General features: G+C 57.8%; 14 protein-coding genes. 2 read left to right on the forward strand and 12 right to left on the reverse strand.

Features of this window, described 5'->3' with window-relative positions; all coding sequences use genetic code 11:
* Positions 1-414: 414 nt before the first annotated feature.
* The 11 genes from U9R25_18420 to U9R25_18470 all read right to left on the reverse strand — a co-directional run bounded on the left by U9R25_18420 (position 415) and on the right by U9R25_18470 (position 14,826).
* Positions 415-1,428 (reverse strand): BadF/BadG/BcrA/BcrD ATPase family protein, encoded by a 1,014-nt coding sequence (locus U9R25_18420; GenBank protein MEA3337872.1) that lies wholly within the window; start codon positions 1,426-1,428, stop codon positions 415-417.
* Positions 1,429-1,611: 183 nt separating this feature from the next.
* A complete protein-coding gene (locus tag U9R25_18425) occupies positions 1,612-2,910 on the reverse strand; it encodes a 6-phospho-beta-glucosidase (GenBank protein MEA3337873.1) in 1,299 nt (432 codons plus the stop codon).
* Between the two features lie 74 nt (positions 2,911-2,984).
* Entirely contained in the window at positions 2,985-4,448 is a 1,464-nt protein-coding gene (locus U9R25_18430; GenBank protein MEA3337874.1) for a hypothetical protein, read from the reverse strand.
* A gap of 161 nt (positions 4,449-4,609) precedes the next feature.
* Positions 4,610-5,695 (reverse strand): carbohydrate ABC transporter permease, encoded by a 1,086-nt coding sequence (locus U9R25_18435; GenBank protein MEA3337875.1) that lies wholly within the window; start codon positions 5,693-5,695, stop codon positions 4,610-4,612.
* 13 nt (positions 5,696-5,708) lie between these two features.
* A complete protein-coding gene (locus tag U9R25_18440) occupies positions 5,709-6,674 on the reverse strand; it encodes a sugar ABC transporter permease (protein MEA3337876.1) in 966 nt (321 codons plus the stop codon).
* Between the two features lie 127 nt (positions 6,675-6,801).
* On the reverse strand, positions 6,802-8,286 hold the full coding sequence (locus tag U9R25_18445) for an extracellular solute-binding protein (protein ID MEA3337877.1): 1,485 nt from the start codon (positions 8,284-8,286) through the stop codon (positions 6,802-6,804).
* 177 nt (positions 8,287-8,463) lie between these two features.
* Positions 8,464-9,486, reverse strand: a complete 1,023-nt coding sequence (locus U9R25_18450; protein ID MEA3337878.1) for a LacI family DNA-binding transcriptional regulator — start codon at positions 9,484-9,486, stop codon at positions 8,464-8,466.
* Positions 9,487-9,732: 246 nt separating this feature from the next.
* Positions 9,733-10,767, reverse strand: coding sequence for a uroporphyrinogen decarboxylase family protein (locus U9R25_18455; GenBank protein ID MEA3337879.1), 1,035 nt, complete (start codon positions 10,765-10,767; stop codon positions 9,733-9,735).
* 221 nt (positions 10,768-10,988) lie between these two features.
* Positions 10,989-12,890 (reverse strand): peptide ABC transporter substrate-binding protein, encoded by a 1,902-nt coding sequence (locus U9R25_18460; protein ID MEA3337880.1) that lies wholly within the window; start codon positions 12,888-12,890, stop codon positions 10,989-10,991.
* 105 nt (positions 12,891-12,995) lie between these two features.
* Positions 12,996-13,898: an ABC transporter permease gene (locus U9R25_18465; protein MEA3337881.1), complete on the reverse strand. Its 903-nt coding sequence runs from the start codon at positions 13,896-13,898 to the stop codon at positions 12,996-12,998.
* Between the two features lie 4 nt (positions 13,899-13,902).
* Positions 13,903-14,826 carry an ABC transporter permease gene (locus U9R25_18470; GenBank protein MEA3337882.1) on the reverse strand — a complete coding sequence of 308 codons (924 nt, stop codon included), beginning with the start codon at positions 14,824-14,826 and terminating at the stop codon, positions 13,903-13,905.
* A gap of 192 nt (positions 14,827-15,018) precedes the next feature.
* Between U9R25_18470 and U9R25_18475 the strand changes: the two genes are divergently transcribed.
* The gene (locus U9R25_18475) at positions 15,019-16,404 is read left to right on the forward strand and encodes an alpha-L-fucosidase (protein ID MEA3337883.1); all 1,386 of its coding nucleotides are present in this window, start codon (positions 15,019-15,021) and stop codon (positions 16,402-16,404) included.
* Positions 16,405-16,492: 88 nt separating this feature from the next.
* Positions 16,493-17,044 (forward strand): transposase, encoded by a 552-nt coding sequence (locus tag U9R25_18480; GenBank protein MEA3337884.1) that lies wholly within the window; start codon positions 16,493-16,495, stop codon positions 17,042-17,044.
* 56 nt (positions 17,045-17,100) lie between these two features.
* Here the strand turns inward: U9R25_18480 and U9R25_18485 are convergent, their stop codons facing one another.
* Positions 17,101-18,219 (reverse strand): glycoside hydrolase family 172 protein, encoded by a 1,119-nt coding sequence (locus U9R25_18485; protein MEA3337885.1) that lies wholly within the window; start codon positions 18,217-18,219, stop codon positions 17,101-17,103.
* Positions 18,220-18,262 lie beyond the last annotated feature (43 nt).

Raw genomic sequence — 18,262 nt, forward strand, 5'->3', positions numbered from 1 at the left:
GTTAAATCAAATTGGCGCGGCACGGGAATCAGTGGCAAATTCGAAGTATCCATTTCGATTGGTTTAGCTCCTTGCTAACTATCAATTGTAAGTGGTCAACGATCAGTTGTTAACACCTGCGCCGGAAGATTCTTTTCCGATTCCTGACCTGGACATGCCAGAGGAACGCTGATTGCGCAGACCTCCGGCGCAGAGATCGCTGATCTTTTCTGATATCTGATCAGCGTTTACCCTTCGGCTGCGCTCAGGACAGGTCGGCGGTTATCTGCGGTTATGATTTTTCTCTGATTCCTCCGCAGATTCTCTCTGATCTTGTTTGGATTGATCTGCGTCCACCCTTCGGCTACGCTCAGGACACGTTTGCGTTTATCAGCGTCATACTTCGGCTACGCTCAGCACAGGTCTGCGGTTCATTCAGGTCTGCGATACATCCTTCTTGTTAGATTGGCGGTCACGATCGAGCAAAACCCCGGTGGAGTCGATGAGTCGGCGACGAACTGTTTGGGCGTCCAGACCGCCCTGTTCCATGCCAAGCAACGTAGCGCCCACCACCGGCGGCACACGGAGTCTCACCAAGCGGGCCAGAGGCGCCACCGCATGGATCGTTTCGCGCATGACGTCGATCAGGCGGGGGCTTCCTTTGTAAAAGCTGCCCGCCAGCACCACTTCAAACGCAGAATTCTCAAAATTCAGTTGGCGGATGACGCCGTTGGCCAGGTCGCCCAGCCCCCGGCCGGACCAGGTGATGAGGTCCTGCGCCACCTGGTCACCTGATGCCGCCACGTCAAAGACGATGGGAGCATGAGCCGGGCCCAGGTAGTAGCGATCACGCGCGAGTCCGGCCAACAGATCAACCGTGTCTCTGGCGCCCGTTGCTTCCAGAAAGGCGCCGCCAAGCACTGTGGATGGCCCTCGTTGCGTCCAGGCTGCGGCTACAGCTTGCACCGCTTTGCCCACCAATTCAAGGGCGCCGGCATGCTCACCAAACAGAGCACTCGATCCGGTGACACGCCCAACTCTGCCTTGCTGGTCCCTGCCCCGACAGTTGACGCTGGTCCCGGCGGATACAGCCACTCCCCAGCCGGTCCTGGAGCCTGCCAAAAGGCCGGACATGGCATCGTTGACCATAGCGTACGGTGCGCCGAGGTCGAGAGAATCGATCATCCGGCGGTGTGGTTCGACATCTTCGGGCCAATCATAGCCGGCGAGACCGAATCCCGCGCCGGTGAGGACTCCCATGTCCAGCCCGGCCGAGGTCAGAGTGCGATGGATGAGGTCACCCAGCACCTCGCGAGCGCCCTGCCAGCCGATGGCTTCCCAGCTGCCGGGACCGGTTTCGCTAAAACCGATGGCCTGGCCTTGTTCATCTGCGATCAGGGCGTGGCTTTTGGTGTTGCCGACGTCGACGCCGAGGTAGTATTTTGTCATGATTCTTGATGTCAGAATGTCAAGATGCGGATCGTGACATGATGATATTATTCACTGGGGTTACGCAGGTGAGTATTTTCAGAAGCCGGCGACACGGGGACGCGGCGACACGGGGACGCGGCGACCCTGAGACCCTGAGACTCTGAGACTCTGAGACTCTCTGAAACTCCGAAGTGCGTAACATCAGTTATCAAACTGCGGCAGGTACGCTTGGTTCGTGGCGATGAGATCGTTCAGGACTGCTTCAACCTGGTCGGCTGAAGGCCCCAGAGGATGGGCGAGCAGCGCCTGGTAGGCGGCGTCGCGGTCACCATGCACGGCGGCTTCAACTGTGAGCAATTCGTAGCTCTTTACATGCGCCAGCAGGCCGGAACAGACCGGCGGCAGGGGTTCAGTTGCGATAGGTTCGATGCCCGAGCGACCGACACGGCAGGGCATCTCCAGCACCCAGTCTTTGGGCCAACCAGGTACAGCACCGCCATGTGGAACATTGACCACATGTGTTTCGCCCAGATCGTTGTAATGGGCGTTGAGAAGTTGCGTAGCCACGGTCGAGTAATAGGCCCCGCCTCGTTTCATGAGGTCGTCCGGCGGCTCGGTCAGGGAGGGGTCGGCGTACTGCGCCAGCAAGTCTCGCTCGATCTCCATCACTTCCTCCGCGCGGGAGCCTGTCTCGTCCCATTTACCCTGTTGATCCAGCTTCTTTTCAGTGAAGTAGAAATACTGCAGATAATAATTGGGCAGCATCTTCAGCGATTCGATCAGTTCCGGCGGCCATTCAGGTTCCTCGCTGGCCCGAAGGTCGGCCAGGGCCCCGGCGATGACCTGCTGCCAGACATCTTCCTGCCCAATCGAAAATCCTCTGTGCCAGGAGAGATGGTTCAGGCCCAGGGTATCGAGTTGTGCCTGAGCGGGATCGATGCTCATGCCACTGCGCTTTTCAAGCTGCTCGATGATGTGCATCTTGGCGGTGATCGGCGCATTGCACACGCCAGCCGCTGGCACAGCCGGCGCGTGGCGAGCCAGGGCCTCGGTGACCAGCCCCGCCGGATTGGTGAAATTGACCAACAGGGCGCCGGCGGCCGATTCCTGCATGTCGTTGGCAATGCTGAGGATGGCGGGGATAGTGCGCAGCGCTTTGGCCATCCCACCCACACCGGTCGTCTCCTGTCCAATCAGACCGTGGCGCCGGCCCAGGTACTCATCCTCCCGACGGGCCTGCATACCACCCACCCGAAGCTGGGTGGTCACGTAGCTGGCTCCAGCCACGCCTTGACGCTGGTCGGTGGTGAGATGCACCTGAAAGGGGGAGCCTTTGGCCTGCACCATACGCCGCGCGAAACCTCCGACGATGTCCAGACGCTGCTGGTCAATATCCACAAGCCAAAGTTCGGACATGGGGAAACTATCGATTCGCTGTAAAAAGCCGTTGATGAGTTCGGGCGTGTAGCTGGAGCCACCGCCGATGACTGCTACTTTCATGTCCAGAGTCCTTTCATGTCATTTCGACGCGATTGCTTTTTTTTGTGTTAGTGTCGGCGAATCTGCACGGAGGGCTATTTCGGTTTGCCCGCGCAGCAGGCGGGCGTCATCACCATCAGGGTGACAGATTGCGGTGGCAGAACGATAGCCTGGCCGTTTTCCAGCGCCAGCGGTTCCAGTTCTTCGGCCATGTGTTCTCTATCCAACCGCCACACCTGTACGTCGTTATCGAGCGAGAAATTCTGCAGCCACAACGGCATACTCTTGGTTTCATCCGCCAGATTGACGAACATGATGGTGAGAACGCCATCCGGGCGTTTGGCCGCATACACGCCTACATCGGGGTCGTCGGTGTTGGCGTAGACCTGTTGCTCGCCGAAGCGTTTATAGAGTTGATAGGTGTAGTAGGTCGGTCGGGCATCGTAAGCATCCAGAAGCCCATAGCCTCCCTGCCCGCCGCGGGTGACGAGAATGAAGTAGCCGACCATGTCCACCTTGTTTTTGATCAAACGGCCCAGCACGTCGGCCCACCAAATGGCGTTGTAGAAGGAGTCGGGGGTGGCCTGGCCACCGACGGCGTGGGTGTAGTGCGAATTGATCTCAGTGACGGCGATGGGAATATCCCGGCCTGTGGTCTCGCGGATCACGCTTCGCAAGCTGGGGATGATGTGATCCCATTCGCGGGAATTGGTCCGCATTTCGTCGACGGTGGCGGGGATGCCTGGATCGCCGCTGGGGAAGGGATAACGATGAATGGTAACGATGTCCACCATGTCGCCGTTGGCTTTCAGGAACCCGGTCATCCAGTTCCGGCCAAAATCATCGACGGGATCGATCGAGGGCGTTCCTGCGTATTGGTGCGGTTCCGGCCCCATCAGCAGGATTTCGGGATCGATGGCTACCATGGCTTCACCGTACTGTCGCCATTGCTCGTTGTAGTAGTCGATGTTGCCCCATTGTTCCCAGCCAGGCATGCCGGAGTAGAGGGTAGGTTCGTTGCCGATGGCCCAGTAGCGAATATTGAAGCCTTTTTCGATGTTGGCGTAGCGCACCAGATCGGCGGCCACTTGGGAAGAGCTGTCGGGCAGGCGCACATTGATCATCGGCTCAACGTTCAGTTGCCGAGCCAGGGCGATGAATTGGTCAAGCTGGTAGGGCTGGATGTCGTTCTTGTCGCCCCATTCGCCGCCGGGATAGCGCAACAGGGTCACGCCAGATTGCTCGGCCAGGGGGATCGTCTCCGGTCGAAGGGAGACCCATGGCCCGTAGTTGGAGCCAAAGACCAGCGGATTGATGGTCCCCAACTCCCTGGAGGGATCGACGAAAAGTGTGCCAGGCACCGCCGTTGGCACCGGTGTGAAGGTGGGCAGGGCTTGTAGTTCCTGCGTGACAGCCGGCGGTTCGGATGAGGGCGTCTTCGCCGGCGCTTCAGCCGATGGCGGTGTCACCACAGGGGATTCGATGCCAACACAGCCCGCCAATAGAAACACCAGGGCCAGCAACAGCGCCCAACCAGCCAACCGCCTGGAAACACCCATCACACACCTTTCCTTACTCTTCAGGATCATCCATACTGCAAGGAACCTGGAGATGCTTCGGCACGCTCTGCGTCAGCATGACATAACCGAAGTTCCTTAGCAGACTTGCTCCGTGTCGAGAGGCGGAATCATGACATTCTGACATTCCGACATCCCAACCCCTACTTCTCCACGCCGGTAATGACCACACCCTGAATAAACCAGCGTTGGGCCAGGAAGAAGATGATTACCGGTAAGATCAGAGCCATCAGGGCCGCGGCCTGGATCAACGGGGGCCTGGAGCCGTAGATGCCGTTGAAGAAGGCAAGACCCACCGCAATGGGCTGGAGTTCGGGTTTGGTGGAGAGATAGATCAGCGGCGCGAAGTAATCGTTCCAGGCGAATACCAGGTGGAACAGGGTTACTGCGACGATCACTGGCCATGACAGTGGCAATATGATCGATAAAAGAATGCGGAATGAGCCTGCTCCATCGATTCGTGCCGCATCGTCCAGATCATGAGGAATCGTCATGAAGTACTGGCGCAACAGAAAGGTATTGTAGGCATTGGCGAAAAAATGAGGTACGAGCAGGGGCAACCAGGTACCGACCCAGCCGATCTTCACGAAGAAAGTGTAGGTCGGAACGACCGTTACAGCCGCAGGCAGGAAGATGGTCGAAATGAGGATAATGAACAGGATATCCCGTCCTGGAAAACGAAAGCGGGAAAAACCATAGGCAACCAGAGTGCAGGAGATGACCGTGCCGATAATTCCGATGACGGCGATAGCAAGGGTATTGAAAAAAAGCCGCGGGAAGTTGATCAGATTCCATGCCTCAAAAAAGTTCTCCGTGGTCGGTGCAAAGGTCCAGGGTCGGTCCAGGCTTCGCCAGGAGCCTTGCCAGAGGATCTCTTCCTCGGGATTGGCCGGGTCGACAAAGATACTCTCCTTGCGTCCCTTCTTGACGATGGCCAGTTCGTGTTGCGTTCCATCCTCGAAGGGCACTACGTAAACATCCAGGACCTCGCCACCATACTCGAAGACTGCCGCCTCCGCCGGCCATTCCGGTGCGCCCAACTCAGTAATCTGGTCGGTGGTGCTGAAGGCGATGAAGAGCATCTGCAGGAATGGCGCGAGAAAAGCCGCCAATAGCAGTAATACAAGCAGGGTAATGGCGATTGTCTTCCAGAGATTTCCCCAGTTCCTGCGCTTTTTTGTCCCGGTCGCTATCGTTGAGGCCTGCAGGGTCTCGCCTGTGTTTGTCATGGTCAGCGCTCCTCTAACTCGAATCGCCGGCGTAGTAAACCCAGTATTTAGCGCTCCAGAACATGAAAATGGTAACCACCAGGATCACCAGGAAGAGCAGCCAGCCCATGGTCGCGCCGTAGGCCATGTTCTGGTAGGTAAAAAAAGTTTTGTAGAGGTAAAGGTTGTAGAACATGGTGGCGCCGCCCGGGGCGCCCGTGCCTGAGTTGAGGACCAGCGGCACCAGAAAATACTGGAACAGGCCGACGACGGTCAGCAGCAGGTTGTAGAAGATCACCGGCGAGATCAAGGGCAGGGTCACGTTGAACAGCGTGCGCCAGAAGCCAGCGCCATCGACCTTGGCCGCATCGTAGAGCTCGGTGGGCACTCCCTGCAACGCGGCCATGTTGATCAGCATGGCGTTGCCGATTCCCCACAACCCCAGGATCACCAGGGCGGGATAGACCCACGTGGGATCGTTGAGCCAGTTCGGTGGATTCTTTACCCCCAGCCCCTCCAGTGCCATATTGAGCCAGCCTGTCTCGGGGTTGATGATGGCGCCCCAGATGAAGATCGCGGCCACGAAGGGAATGATGTAGGGAAAATAGAACAGCACACGCATGAAGTATTTGCCGTACAAATAGGCACTGTTCATCAACAACGCCAGAATGATCGGCAGGATCATGCCCACGGGCAGGGCGATCAGGCCAAATTTGATCGTAATCAGCAGCGATTCCCAGACCTGGGTGTCCCGGAAAAGGGTTCTGTAGTTCTCCAACCCCACAAAGTTCACCGCTTCACCGCTTCCCAGCCGGATGTTGGTGAACGTGAACACGACGGAGGCGATTACGGGGATCAGCGTAAAGATCAGGAAACCGATCAACCAGGGTGAGATATAGAGGTATCCCGTGAGGGCTTCCCGTCGGGCCATTCTGGACATGCCGCGCCAGCCCGCGCCCTTCTTTTCTGGACGGGATTGAAATTCAGTGATGGCTTCCATACCCTGCGCTCCCTGATTGCTTACGATGTTTCAGCGTGTCATCCCGGGGCAGGCCAGCTTCGGCCGGCTTGCCCCGGATTTTGTTGCAGAAGCCCAAGCCGCCTGGGTTTCTGCCTGTTTCAGTGGCCTACTCAGCCTTGTCGAAGATGACCTGAAGATCGGTCAACAGGGCGGCGATCTCGGCATCTATGTCGAGGCCAGCGTCATTGGACATAAGGCTGTTGAAGGTGTCTACACGGTCCCAGGCCTCGTTCCAACCAGGCGTGTAGCCCTCGGCGCTGGGAATGTCGGGATAAGCCAGACCGGCCTCCATGACAGCCCAGTTCTCCACGTTGGGATACTCTTCGCCCTTGGCGGCAAAGAAGTCCGCCATTTGCTCGGCGCGGGCGGGCATGCCGCCGTAGGTGGGAAGCAAGGTGGGGGCGGCCTCACCGATGAGGTAGGCCATGACCTCGAAGGCCTCGTCGGGATGTTCGGTTCCCTTCCAGAGACGATAGGTGTCGGCATCGACGCGGCCATGCACTTCTCCTTCGTAAGCGGGCAGTGCGGCCAGGTCCCAGCCGTCACCGGCGTCGCCGAGGCAGCAGGTGTACCACATGTGAGTGATGGCCATGGCGACCTTGCCGGAGTTGAAGGGATTGCCAGCGCCATATTCGGGGCTTTCAGAGACAGCGCCATTGGGGCTGAAGGGTTGTTCGCCCCACATGCTGTCGTAGTTCCAATTCCAGGCAGCGGCCCAGGCATCGGGGATTTGGGCGGTTTTGCCATCATCGGCAACGAGCGAGCCAGCGTCGAATAACGCGCCCATATGGTTGGGGTGCTGCCACTGCGGGAAGTAGCCGAACTGGACGATGTTGTCGGTGTCGAATTCAGCCATGGAAGCATCGTTGCCGTCGGCGTCCACGGTCAGGATTTTGGCGATTTCAGCCAGGGTGTCGAAATTCCACTCGACTTCAGAGCCATCGGGCATGATGTACTTGTCGCCATAGCTGGCGGGCGGGTAGTTGAGTCCGGCCTCGTCGAACATCTCTTTCTGATAGAAGACAGCGGCGGGGAAGACGGCGAAGGGCAGACCTACCTGACCCTCATCGGTGATGTAGAACTTGACCAGCTCCTCGTTGAATTGGGTGGTGTCGTAGTTGCTTTTCTCAACGAGGGAGCTGATGTCCAGCCACTGGCCGTGGAAGGCATTGGAGCCACCCCAACCCACGGGGCCGATGACATCAGGGCCGGCGCCGGCCGCGATCTGCGTCGCCAGCGTATCGCGGGCTGCATCGTAGGGCACGACTTCAAGGATCAACTCGATGTTATCGTGGCTGGCGTTGAAGTCCTCCACGACCTGAGCTTGCACTTCCTGCTGTTCCGGGTCTGTCCCGGTGCCAAGGCCAACGAACCAGCGGACCTGGACCTTGTCGCCAGCCATCTCCTCGACCTTCTCGGCAACTTCTTCGACCTTCTCGGCAACTTCCGGGGCTGCCTCTTCGACCTTTTCGGCCACTTCTTCGACCTTCTCCTGAACCTGCTCGGGCTGCACAGCGCCGCCACAGGCCACTGCCATCATGCTCACAATCAGAAGCATGGCCAGTAGTCCCATCAACCTGGAATTACGCATAACAAATCTCCTCCTGTAAGGAATGTAGAAAGGTGAAAACCAGACACCTCAGCTGGTGATCTGGCATCTGAATATCGGGGAGTTGGTGCCCATCCATCCGCCGTAAATCAGCTTCGTGATGGTTCACATCTCGCAGATACCCAGGTGCCAGCGCGCCAGAAAACCGCTCGTACCATGCTAACAACCACATGACTTGCGAACGACCAGTTCAGTGGGCAACAAGGTCAGGGGCTCACCCATCCCGGTACGCACCACGGAGATCAACTGCCTGGCCGCCGCGCTGCCCGCCTCTTCGATCGGTGCCCGAACGGTGGTCAACGGTGGCGACAGCAGGTCCACAAAAGGCACGTCGTCGAATCCAATGATCGCGACATCCTCCGGCACCCGTTTGCCGGCCCCTCGCATGGCAAACATGGCACCGGTGGCCATCTCGTCGTCGCCGGCGAAGATAGCGTCGATCTCGATGCCCTGCATCAACCATTCTTCGACCACCTGCCGGGCTTGAAGACCTTCGAAGTCACCAATGCCCGCCAATGCTGGATCGAAAGGCAGGCCATGGGCGTTCAGTGCTTCCCGATAGCCCATCTCCCGCCAGTAGGAATCCTCGTTTCCGGCAGGACCGGCGATGAAGGCGATGCGCCGGCAACCATGTACCTCGATAAGGTGCTCGACGGCCCGCCGGCTGCCCGCCTTGTTCTCGAAGGTTACACAGGGTATCGACAGTCCCGCCGGTGGCGTGCGATGCAACAGCACCAATGGAAAGTCACGCCGGTAGAGCCTGGCGAGGTCAGCATCACTCAAACGGTTGGTGAATACCATCAAACCGTCCGTATTATGCTGGCCCAACGGCATGGAACTGTACTCAAGATGAGCGGGAGTCTGAGAGGAGGCATGGATCAGGAGATCGAAACCGCTCTCGCGGGCTGCCAGCTCGATTCCCTGAATCAGAGGATAAAAAAAGGCCCCTGCGATCTGCGGAAGGAGCAGGCCAATGGTGGCAATTCGCCGACCGGCCAACGTCCTGGCCGCCGCATGAGGCGTATAATCCAGCAATCGCATCGCCTGACGAACCTGAACCATGGTATCGCCGGCAACGGGTGCTGTATCGTTGAGAACCCTGCTGACCGTGGAAATGGAGACACCGGCCAGTCTGGCTACATCTGAAATCGTGGCGCGTCGTCGCGAATTAGCTATCGTCACAGAATCGCTATGTCCACCAAATTGAACCGAAAGGGTTCTTAGAAAGCGCTTTCAGTGTCGCCAAAAAAAAGCCATCTGTCAGACCACCATGGTCCAACAACCCACTGAAAGCGCTTTCAGTATAACAGACGATTTGGCTTTTGTCAAGAGAAGATTAAGATGGATTTGAAGCGATTTCGTGGAGTTCACGTGTGCGCTCAGGAATGAGAATCTATCAACTTGAAAATCGACCAGGCACTTCACGCCTCATGGCATTGGCTCCATCCAGGCTTCGAAGACAGCGGCAATATTCCTGGCGGGCACGTCGTTTCCCCATTCGCACTGGGCGATGACGCCCCCCGTGCCCTTGTCCAGCACCCGGCGCACCCGGCGCACCGCCTCCTTGACCTGCTCCGGCGTGCCAAAAGGCAGCACCTGCTGGCGGTCGATCTCTCCCCAAAAGGTGATTTGCCCCTGGTACCTGTGGCCAAGCAGTTCGATATCCATGCAAAAGAGCTGTGAATTGAGCACATCCACGCCAATCTCGATCAGGTCAGCGTAGATTGCCTCGATGTTGCCATCGGAGTGCATGAAGGCGAATTTCCCGGCGTCGTGAATCAGCCGACAGTAGTCGGCATAGAGAGGTTTGAAGATCTCCCGCCACATGGGGAGTGAGATCAGCAAGCTTCGTTGCATCCCCCAATCGTCCATAAAACTGATGGCGTCCACGTCGGTTTCCGCCCACATCTCGATTTCCCGCAAAAAGAACTCATGAACCAGATCGCGCAGTTGCAGTACTTCCGCCTCACCATAGGCCAGGTCAATAAACAACTGTTCACTGCCGCGCAGGAATTGCATACGCTCGAAGGGTCGGACCGTGGTGTCGGCCACGATGAAGGGCTCGCTTTCAGCGCAGAGCTTGTGCGCGGAGCTCAGGTCTGCGCCCTTCAGTATCTCCCAGGGAGGCTGGAGATGATCCAGCGACCTCCATTGGGCCAGTGGTGGCTTCTTGACTTCACCGATCACTCCAGGCTCGGCCACCGACCAGCCACAGCCCCACTCGTCTACGTAGTCGCCCACCCTGCCCGGCGATCCCCTGGCTTTTTCGGCCCGGCCATAACAGGCGGCCATCTGCGGATGGTCGATGTCCAGAGGATAACGCTCCAACATCGCCCTCAACTCACCCTGGTTGAACATCTTGACGCCCGGCAGGGTCCAGAGATCGCGGGGCGCTCGATCCGGCTTCTGGAAGCGAAGGGTTCGCCGCATGCGTTCCTTACTGGTCATGGTCTCGCTGCTCATACGATGCTCCCTGAGGAGAGGTCGGGGACAAACATTCCCTGCCGCAACAGCCTGGTGGACGACCGCTGGGAATCCAACCGCACATCCTTGTCGCGACAAAGGGGACGCGAGATGGTCCCGCGCCCCCTCCAGTTTGACAGTGTGATCAGTTATCAGTCCTTTGCCACCGGTGAGGGTAACCGTTTACTGATAACTGATCACTGATTACTGGCAGGCAGCAGTTACTCCTGCCCACGCGGGTAGTCCGCCACATCCTCGGTGACATAGACGGAATATTTGGTGGTGCTGATGCTTTCGAAGCAGGGCCAGTGGCAGGCCTGAACGCCGAATTTATCTGGCTCCAACTGGTCGCCCCTGATGTAGGGTTTCCACATGTCAGCCGGGGTGCCATGCCAGAGGAAAATGCCGCCGACATCCTCAGCCAGGATGCGTTGAGCCTCCTCGAACATGGCGCTGCGTGTATCCAGATCGCCCATTAGAGCCGCCGCTTCCGTTACCAACTGGTCGAACTCCTCGTTCTCCCAGGCATGGCGGCCACCTGATTTCCAGATCCCCAACAGGTTGGAGGCGTCGAAGTAATCCATACCATAGGAAACCTCGCCGATGGTGATTTCATAGGCATTCATCGCATCCATGAATGTCTTTGAATCAGTGTTCGTTATCTCAACATCGATGCCCAGGTTTTCATTGAGCATGGCGCCGATACCGTTGCCAACCGCCACTTCCAACTCCTTTGCCTGACGAAGATTGAGTACCAGAGGTGGGAAGCCCTCTCCTCCCGGATACCCGGCCTCGGCTAACAGGCTTTGGGCCAGTTCCGGATCATAGGCCTGGTATTGTTCCAGCTCCGAAGGGGGCAAGGCATCGGGGAAACCGGGCATGAGCATGCCGTAGGCAACCTGGCCAGAGAATTTGACGATGTTGTCCACCAGCCCCTGGCGGTCGATGGCATGGGCAAACGCCTTGCGCACATTGAGATCATCAAAGGGAGGATTGAAGGTATCGAAGAAAACGTAGTAGGTGCGGAAGTCGCCGAAACCAGGATTATACTGCGCGCTCAGCTCCGGATCGGCTGCGATGAACTCCAGGTCTGCAGGAGAGAACCATTCGTGTGACAGGTCCAACTCATCGGCCAGGTAGGCATTAAACTCTTGATTCTTGTCTCCGTAAATGAAGGTGAATCGTTCCAGGTAAGGCGTTTCCTTGCCGGTGTAGTTAAGGTTGGGCGCCATCACGATCTGCTTGCCCTTGGTCCATTCCTCCAGGATCCAGGGCTCGGAGGAAAGCGAGGTCTCGGGATCGTTGTTATAGAATTCGCCGAATTTCTCCACCTGGTGCTTGGCCATGGGCCGGGAGAAGATCATGGTGGCAGGCGTGTAGGGAGCCGGCAGCTCGGTGACGACCTGCAGGGTGAAGTCGTCGATGGCCTTGACCCCCAATTCCTCCAGGGGCAACTCACCACTGACCACCTTATCCCAGTTCTTGGGATTGGAGGAGTAGCCCCAGTACCAGGCGAAGTCGTAGGCGTGCTCAGGATCGGCCATGTACTGGAAGCTCCACTCGTAATCGTGGGCCGTTACCGGAACGCCGTCGCTCCAGGTCAGCTCAGGGTCCAGGTGAAAGGTCCAGGTGAGGCCGTCGTCGGCCACTTCCCATGATTCCGCTGCCGCCGGCTGTAGCTCGAAGTTCTTGTCGAGCCGGATCAATGGGGTGCTCAAGGTTTGCCAGGGCGGATCAGGACGGTTGTACACCGCTACCGGGAAGTCGATCGTGCCATAGGTCGGGCCGATCATAACGCGCAGATACTGTTGATCGGGCGGAGCAGCATCGGCGGGCAAGGTCACGCCGAAGGCGTTTACATATTCACCGGCAGGTGCCTCGGCGGGCGCCTCCTCGGCTTCCGGTGCCGTCTCGGCCGCTTCCTTGGTTGGTACTGGCGTCGCCGGCTGGGGCAGCGGTGTGGGGCTGGCCGCCGGTGCCGCTGGTGCTGCTGGCGCCGGCTGGCAGGCCGAGACGATCAGGCTCAGCAGCACGAGCAATGCGAGCAGGGAGAAGAAACGTTTTTTGTTCAGGCCGGTCATCATGTCCTCCTGGGTAGGTGATGGCGTAAAGGAATCGCTCATCGGGTCTGTAAGGCGTTCCGATTCGTTGATCCGATCAAGCTGGTGTTGGTCTCAGGTTTCTCCTTTCTAGGTGTGGCATAGAAATCGCCGGTAGCAACCGGCAGGTCAATTCAACATCTTCGGGTCCAGGGCATCGCGCAGGCCGTCGCCCACAAAGGTGAAACCGAGTGTGGTGATGGCGATCATCAGCGTGGGAAATAGCGCCAGATGCCAGTAGACCCGAATATAGGCGGAACTGGTGCCCACCATCTTGCCCCAACTGGGAAGGGGGTCGTTGATGCCCAGGCCCAGAAAGCTCAATCCGGCTTCAGCAAAGATGATGACTGGAATCCCCAAGGTAACCATGATGATCAGGGCCGGCATCGCATTTGGCAGCAAGTGGCGACGGATGATGTAGAGGTTGCCCGCCCCTGCGGACCGGGAAGCGAGGACATAATCCTTCTCCCGCAGCGCAAACAACTGGGCCCGGGTCAGGCGGGTCAGGCCGATCCAACTGACGATGGCGAGGGCCATGATGACATTGACGAGACCGGCGCCGAAGATGCTCAGAATAAGCAAGGCAAAAAGCAGGCTTGGAAAAGCAGTCATAATTTCGATCATTCGCGTAACCACAAAATCGACTCTGCCGCCCAATAGCCCTGCCGCGGCTCCCAGGGAGACGCCAATCAGGACGGCGAAGATTGACACGGAGAAGGCAACGACAAGCGATGTACGCGCCCCGTAGATGATGCGGCTCAACTGATCACGTCCCACCGCGTCGGTGCCCAGCCAGTGTTGGGCGGAGGGAAACTGTAGTGCCTCCGAAAGCACAGCCTTGTCATAGCGAGTCGGCGCCAGAAAATCGGCAAAGATGGCGACGAAGATCAACGACAGAACGATTATGAGCCCTGCCATAGCCAGTCTGTTGCGCGAGAAACGCCGGGCCGCGTCTTTGAGCAGGCTGCGTTGTTCTGTGATCTTCAGGTTTGCAGAGGGAACAACTGCGTCGCCAGATGATTCCGTTGTCACGGATTTAATCCTTCAACCGTACCCGTGGGTCCACTATGGTCAGCAGGACATCACTGATCAGATAGGTTACTCCCCACAGCACTGCAATCAGAAGAATAAGGGCCATGATCATGGGGTAATCCCGCTCAAAGGTGCTTGTGACGAAGAACCGTCCTAATCCGGGAATCCTGAACACCGACTCTATGAAGATAGAGCCGGTCATCAGGTCGGGAATGAACACGATCAACACGGTAATCAGGGGAATCGCGGCATTCTTGAAAACGTGGCCCAGAACGACCGAGCGCTCTTTCATCCCTTTGCTACGGGCGGTGCGCACATAATCGGCGTGCAAGACCTCCAGCATGCTGACCCGGGTGTAGCGGGCCACCATTGCCATCGGCAACAGCGCGTAGGCGAGTACCGGCATGATGTAGTGCTTTGGCTCACCCCACCCTCCGGTGGGCAGCCAGCGCAGCCGCACGGCGAAGATAAGTATCAGCCAGGTAGCGATCACAAAGCTCGGTACCGTCATACCTGAAGTGGCGAAGAGGGATACGGAATAATCCAGCCATGAATTCTGGCGCAGTGCCGCGACGATTCCCAGGGTCAAGCCCAGCGAATAAGACAGAAGAACCGTCATCAAGCCCAGCTGCAATGTAGGAATCCACACTCGCCCGATCAGTTCGGTCACTGTCTCCGTGGGGCTCTGAAAGGGAATACCAAAATCCCCTTGGAAAGCGTTCCACATATAGCGCGCGTATTGCTCCAGTACTGGCTTGTCAAGACCATATTTGCGCATGATATTGGCCTTGGCCTCTGCCGGCAGTGGCATTTTTGTCTCGTCAAAAGGTCCGCCTGGGACCGAGTGCATCAAGAGGAAAGTGATGAGGGAGGCAGCGAAGATTGCGAAGATGAGCCCAGCTATCCTGCCCAGCAAATATCGCGTCATGTTCAATCTTTAGCCATGGTGCTAGTGCAGTTTCGACGGTAGGGTAGCCATTGTGGGTATTCGAGCAGCTTTAAGGATACCATAGCAGGGCTTGAACTACAAACGCCTTGACAGCGCCTCCCTTTCCAGTTAAGCTTGGTTCGATTGGCGCAGGAACAACTGGCCACACAGCGAATGAGGACGCAATTTTCGATGATTCAAACACAACATCACGAAGCGACGTGGGACTCATTGGACAGCAGGCCGATTCCCCCATGGTTCAACCAGGCCAAATTCGGAATCTTTGTCCATTGGGGAGTCTATTCCGTTCCCGCCTGGCGGCCTGTGGGGAAGACGCTCTATGCGTCGTACGCTGAATGGTATTACGCCAGCGTAATCGATGACCTGGATAACGGAGGGCGCGAGTTTCACAAAAAGAACTACGGCCAGGACTTCGAGTATAGAGATTTTGCTCCATTGTTCAGGGCCGAACTGTTCGATCCCGCCTCCTGGGCCGAGCTGTTTCGCCGGTCAGGTGCCAGGTACGTCGTACTGACCGCCAAACACCACGACGGATTCTGCCTCTGGCCCACAAAAAGCCCGTACAAGGAGAACTGGAACAGCCTGGCCACCGGTCCCAGGAGAGATCTGGTCGGTGACCTGGCAGATGCTGTGAGAAGAGAGGGCCTGAGAATGGGACTCTACTACTCCATCATAGAATGGGAAAGCAATCCTACCCACCGAACTGAGTCAGGATACTTTCTCAGGAGAGAAACCATCGAAAAATATGGTATCCCTGAAGATGAATATGTGGATGGTCACCTGCTGCCCCAACTGAAGGAGCTGGTGACGGCCTACCAGCCAAGCTTGATCTACGCTGACGGCGGCGAGTGGGACGGTAGCGAAGACCACTGGAAAACCAGGGAATTCCTGGCCTGGCTCTACAACCAGGCTGCTAACAGAGAGGAAGTGGTCGTCAATGACCGCTGGGCCAAAGATATGCCGGGAAAACACGGGGACTATTATTCCAGCGAGTATGGTGACACCGCTTTGGTCGGGCCCGGGCATCCCTGGGAGGAAAGCCGTGGCATAGGTGGCTCCTACGGGTTTAACCGGGCCGAAAACATCGAGGATTACAGCACCGCCAGACAGCTCATCCACGAGCTCGTCCATGTTGTCAGCAGAGGGGGGAACTTCCTGCTCAATGTGGGGCCGACGGCAGATGGTCGGATACCGTTGATCATGCAGCAGCGCCTGCTGGAAGTCGGTGATTGGCTAAGGGTGAACGGCGAGGCTATTTACGGCACAAAGGCCTGGCGCAGGCAGAAAACCAGCGTTGACAGCAACCTTGCTTCAGTCCTGTTCACGGTCAAGGGAGAGGACTTGTATGCCATATGCACAGAATGGCCGCAGGGCGATCTGATAATCACTGGTCTGAAGGGCAACGACCAACTTTCCGTGAGTCTGTTGGGAGTGAGCAAAGAGCTTAGTTGGGAAACCGTGGATGATCGTATCGTAATCGCCCCTCCCCCGGTCTTGCCTGCCGAAACGCTTTGCCAACACGCCTACGTTTTCAAAGCAGGCGGGGTTCTCGGGTGAAAGATAACAAGGGCGACCCGCCGCCACGCCGATGCGAATGCACGCTTTCCAGCGGGCTCGGTCAGTCCTTCGGCAAGCTGAGAATGCAATGATACCTCCTTATACCGGCAAAAAACGCCCAAATTCCATGCGTCATCCCACCCATGATTACACCGCGACTGGCGCGTATTTCGTTACCATTTGCGTCCATGACCGGCAACCACTGTTCGGCTGTGTAGCTGATGGAGACATGCATCTGAGCGCCCTCGGCATGATCGCGGGTCACTGCTGGCACGATGTTATGGCCAATCATTCTCATGTCGAACTGGACGTTTATGTCATCATGCCCAACCATGTACACGCGCTCTTGCAGATCCTGGTCGAGCCTAGAGATCAACCCGCGGCGGCGCAGCGCCAATTTGCGAGACCCATCGCCGGATCAATCTCGACCCTGGTCGGCAGGTACAAGGCCGAAGTGAGCCGGAGGGCAAAGCGGGCCGATCTTGCCCCAGCAGGAAAACTCTGGCAACGGAATTTCCGGGACCGCATCGTACGCGGGCAACGCGAACTGGAAAATGTGCGTGCCTACATCGCTACGGACCCTCAACGCTGGGGCACAGACCGTCTGTGCCCCGGTGGACGGCCGAAATGGCATGAATGACGCTGCGACGACAGGGTTTGACTGAGAGATGGATCCAGCCGCCATTCATGCCCCTGCTAACGCGACCAACGCTCGTGAACGGGCAGCAGCTCGGGGAACACCGCATGGGGTTCGCTCTGGTACCAGTAGGCGGCCGAGGCGATGTCATCGGTGAGGGGCTCGAACTTCTCGCCGGGCCACCAACCAAGTGCCTGGACGGTCACTCTTAGATCGCGTTGGAAGCGAACGGGATCCAGTATGTGCCAGCGGTAGAGACCGTGCCGCGGGACCTCGCCCGGCTCCTTGTGAAAGAGGGGATAGCCCAGGAAGGGCGTCGAATAGGTCTCATCGCCGAAACACCACGCTCCGCCAAAATAGTCCTCCGTGCCGGTACCACAGATCGTGGGATAATCCTCGTCACCATCCATGTAGAACTTGACCTCGCCCTCGCCCCACCAACCGTTGGAGAATTGCGTCCAGGCCAGAAAGGTTCCCACGTAGTGGCCCTGTCCCTGTACATTTTCCAGGATGATGTGTTGCGGTTCTCCCCGTGTTGTCATTGAGCGCCGCCACTGGGCATGGAAGTAAGCAGCGCTTTGGGGAACATCGGTCAGCGCGTAGGTAATCTGGTAGAAGAATTCCCCAAGTGGTTCCCGATGCTGACTCTCGATGCTAACTCTGGCCCGCTTGCGGAAGGGCATCGGCCAGTAGCAGTTGAAACCGCCTGAGGGGTTAACCGCCACAGCCAGCGAGTTGACGTTGTAGCGTAGCCCGTGCCCGTTGCAGAAGAAGTCGCCCAACGGCACCTCGACCGAGGGATGCTCTTCCTCATCCCAATGGAATCGAAGGATCGTGTCCCGGTAGGCCCTGGGATGTGCGGTGATCCAGATGTGCTGGATGATACCTGGTCCCTCGATGTCAGCCAGCGTGGTGACGCCCGGTTTCAGCGACATGATGCATGGCTCCACCTTCCAGCCGCTGCCCAGCATGGAGGCCGGATGTTCCCTGAAGTGTGGAGGCAGCCCGGTGGGCGTGCCCTCCGTGCGGGCAGCGATCGCCTGCTGGTCGGGCACAGTCGCCCTGGCGCCACCACCCTTTTCTCCCGTTGGGTTCTCCGCGGAGATCGAGCGGGTCTCGGCGTTGGAAAGCAGCGGAAGGCTTCCTAATCCCAGGTTGAAAAGATTGAGCTCATTCATCGGTTTGGCTCCTTGAACGATTCTGTGAAGATAAGTCTCACCA

This window comes from Chloroflexota bacterium, from assembly GCA_034717495.1.
Lineage (GTDB): Bacteria > Chloroflexota > Anaerolineae > JAAEKA01 > JAAEKA01 > JAYELL01.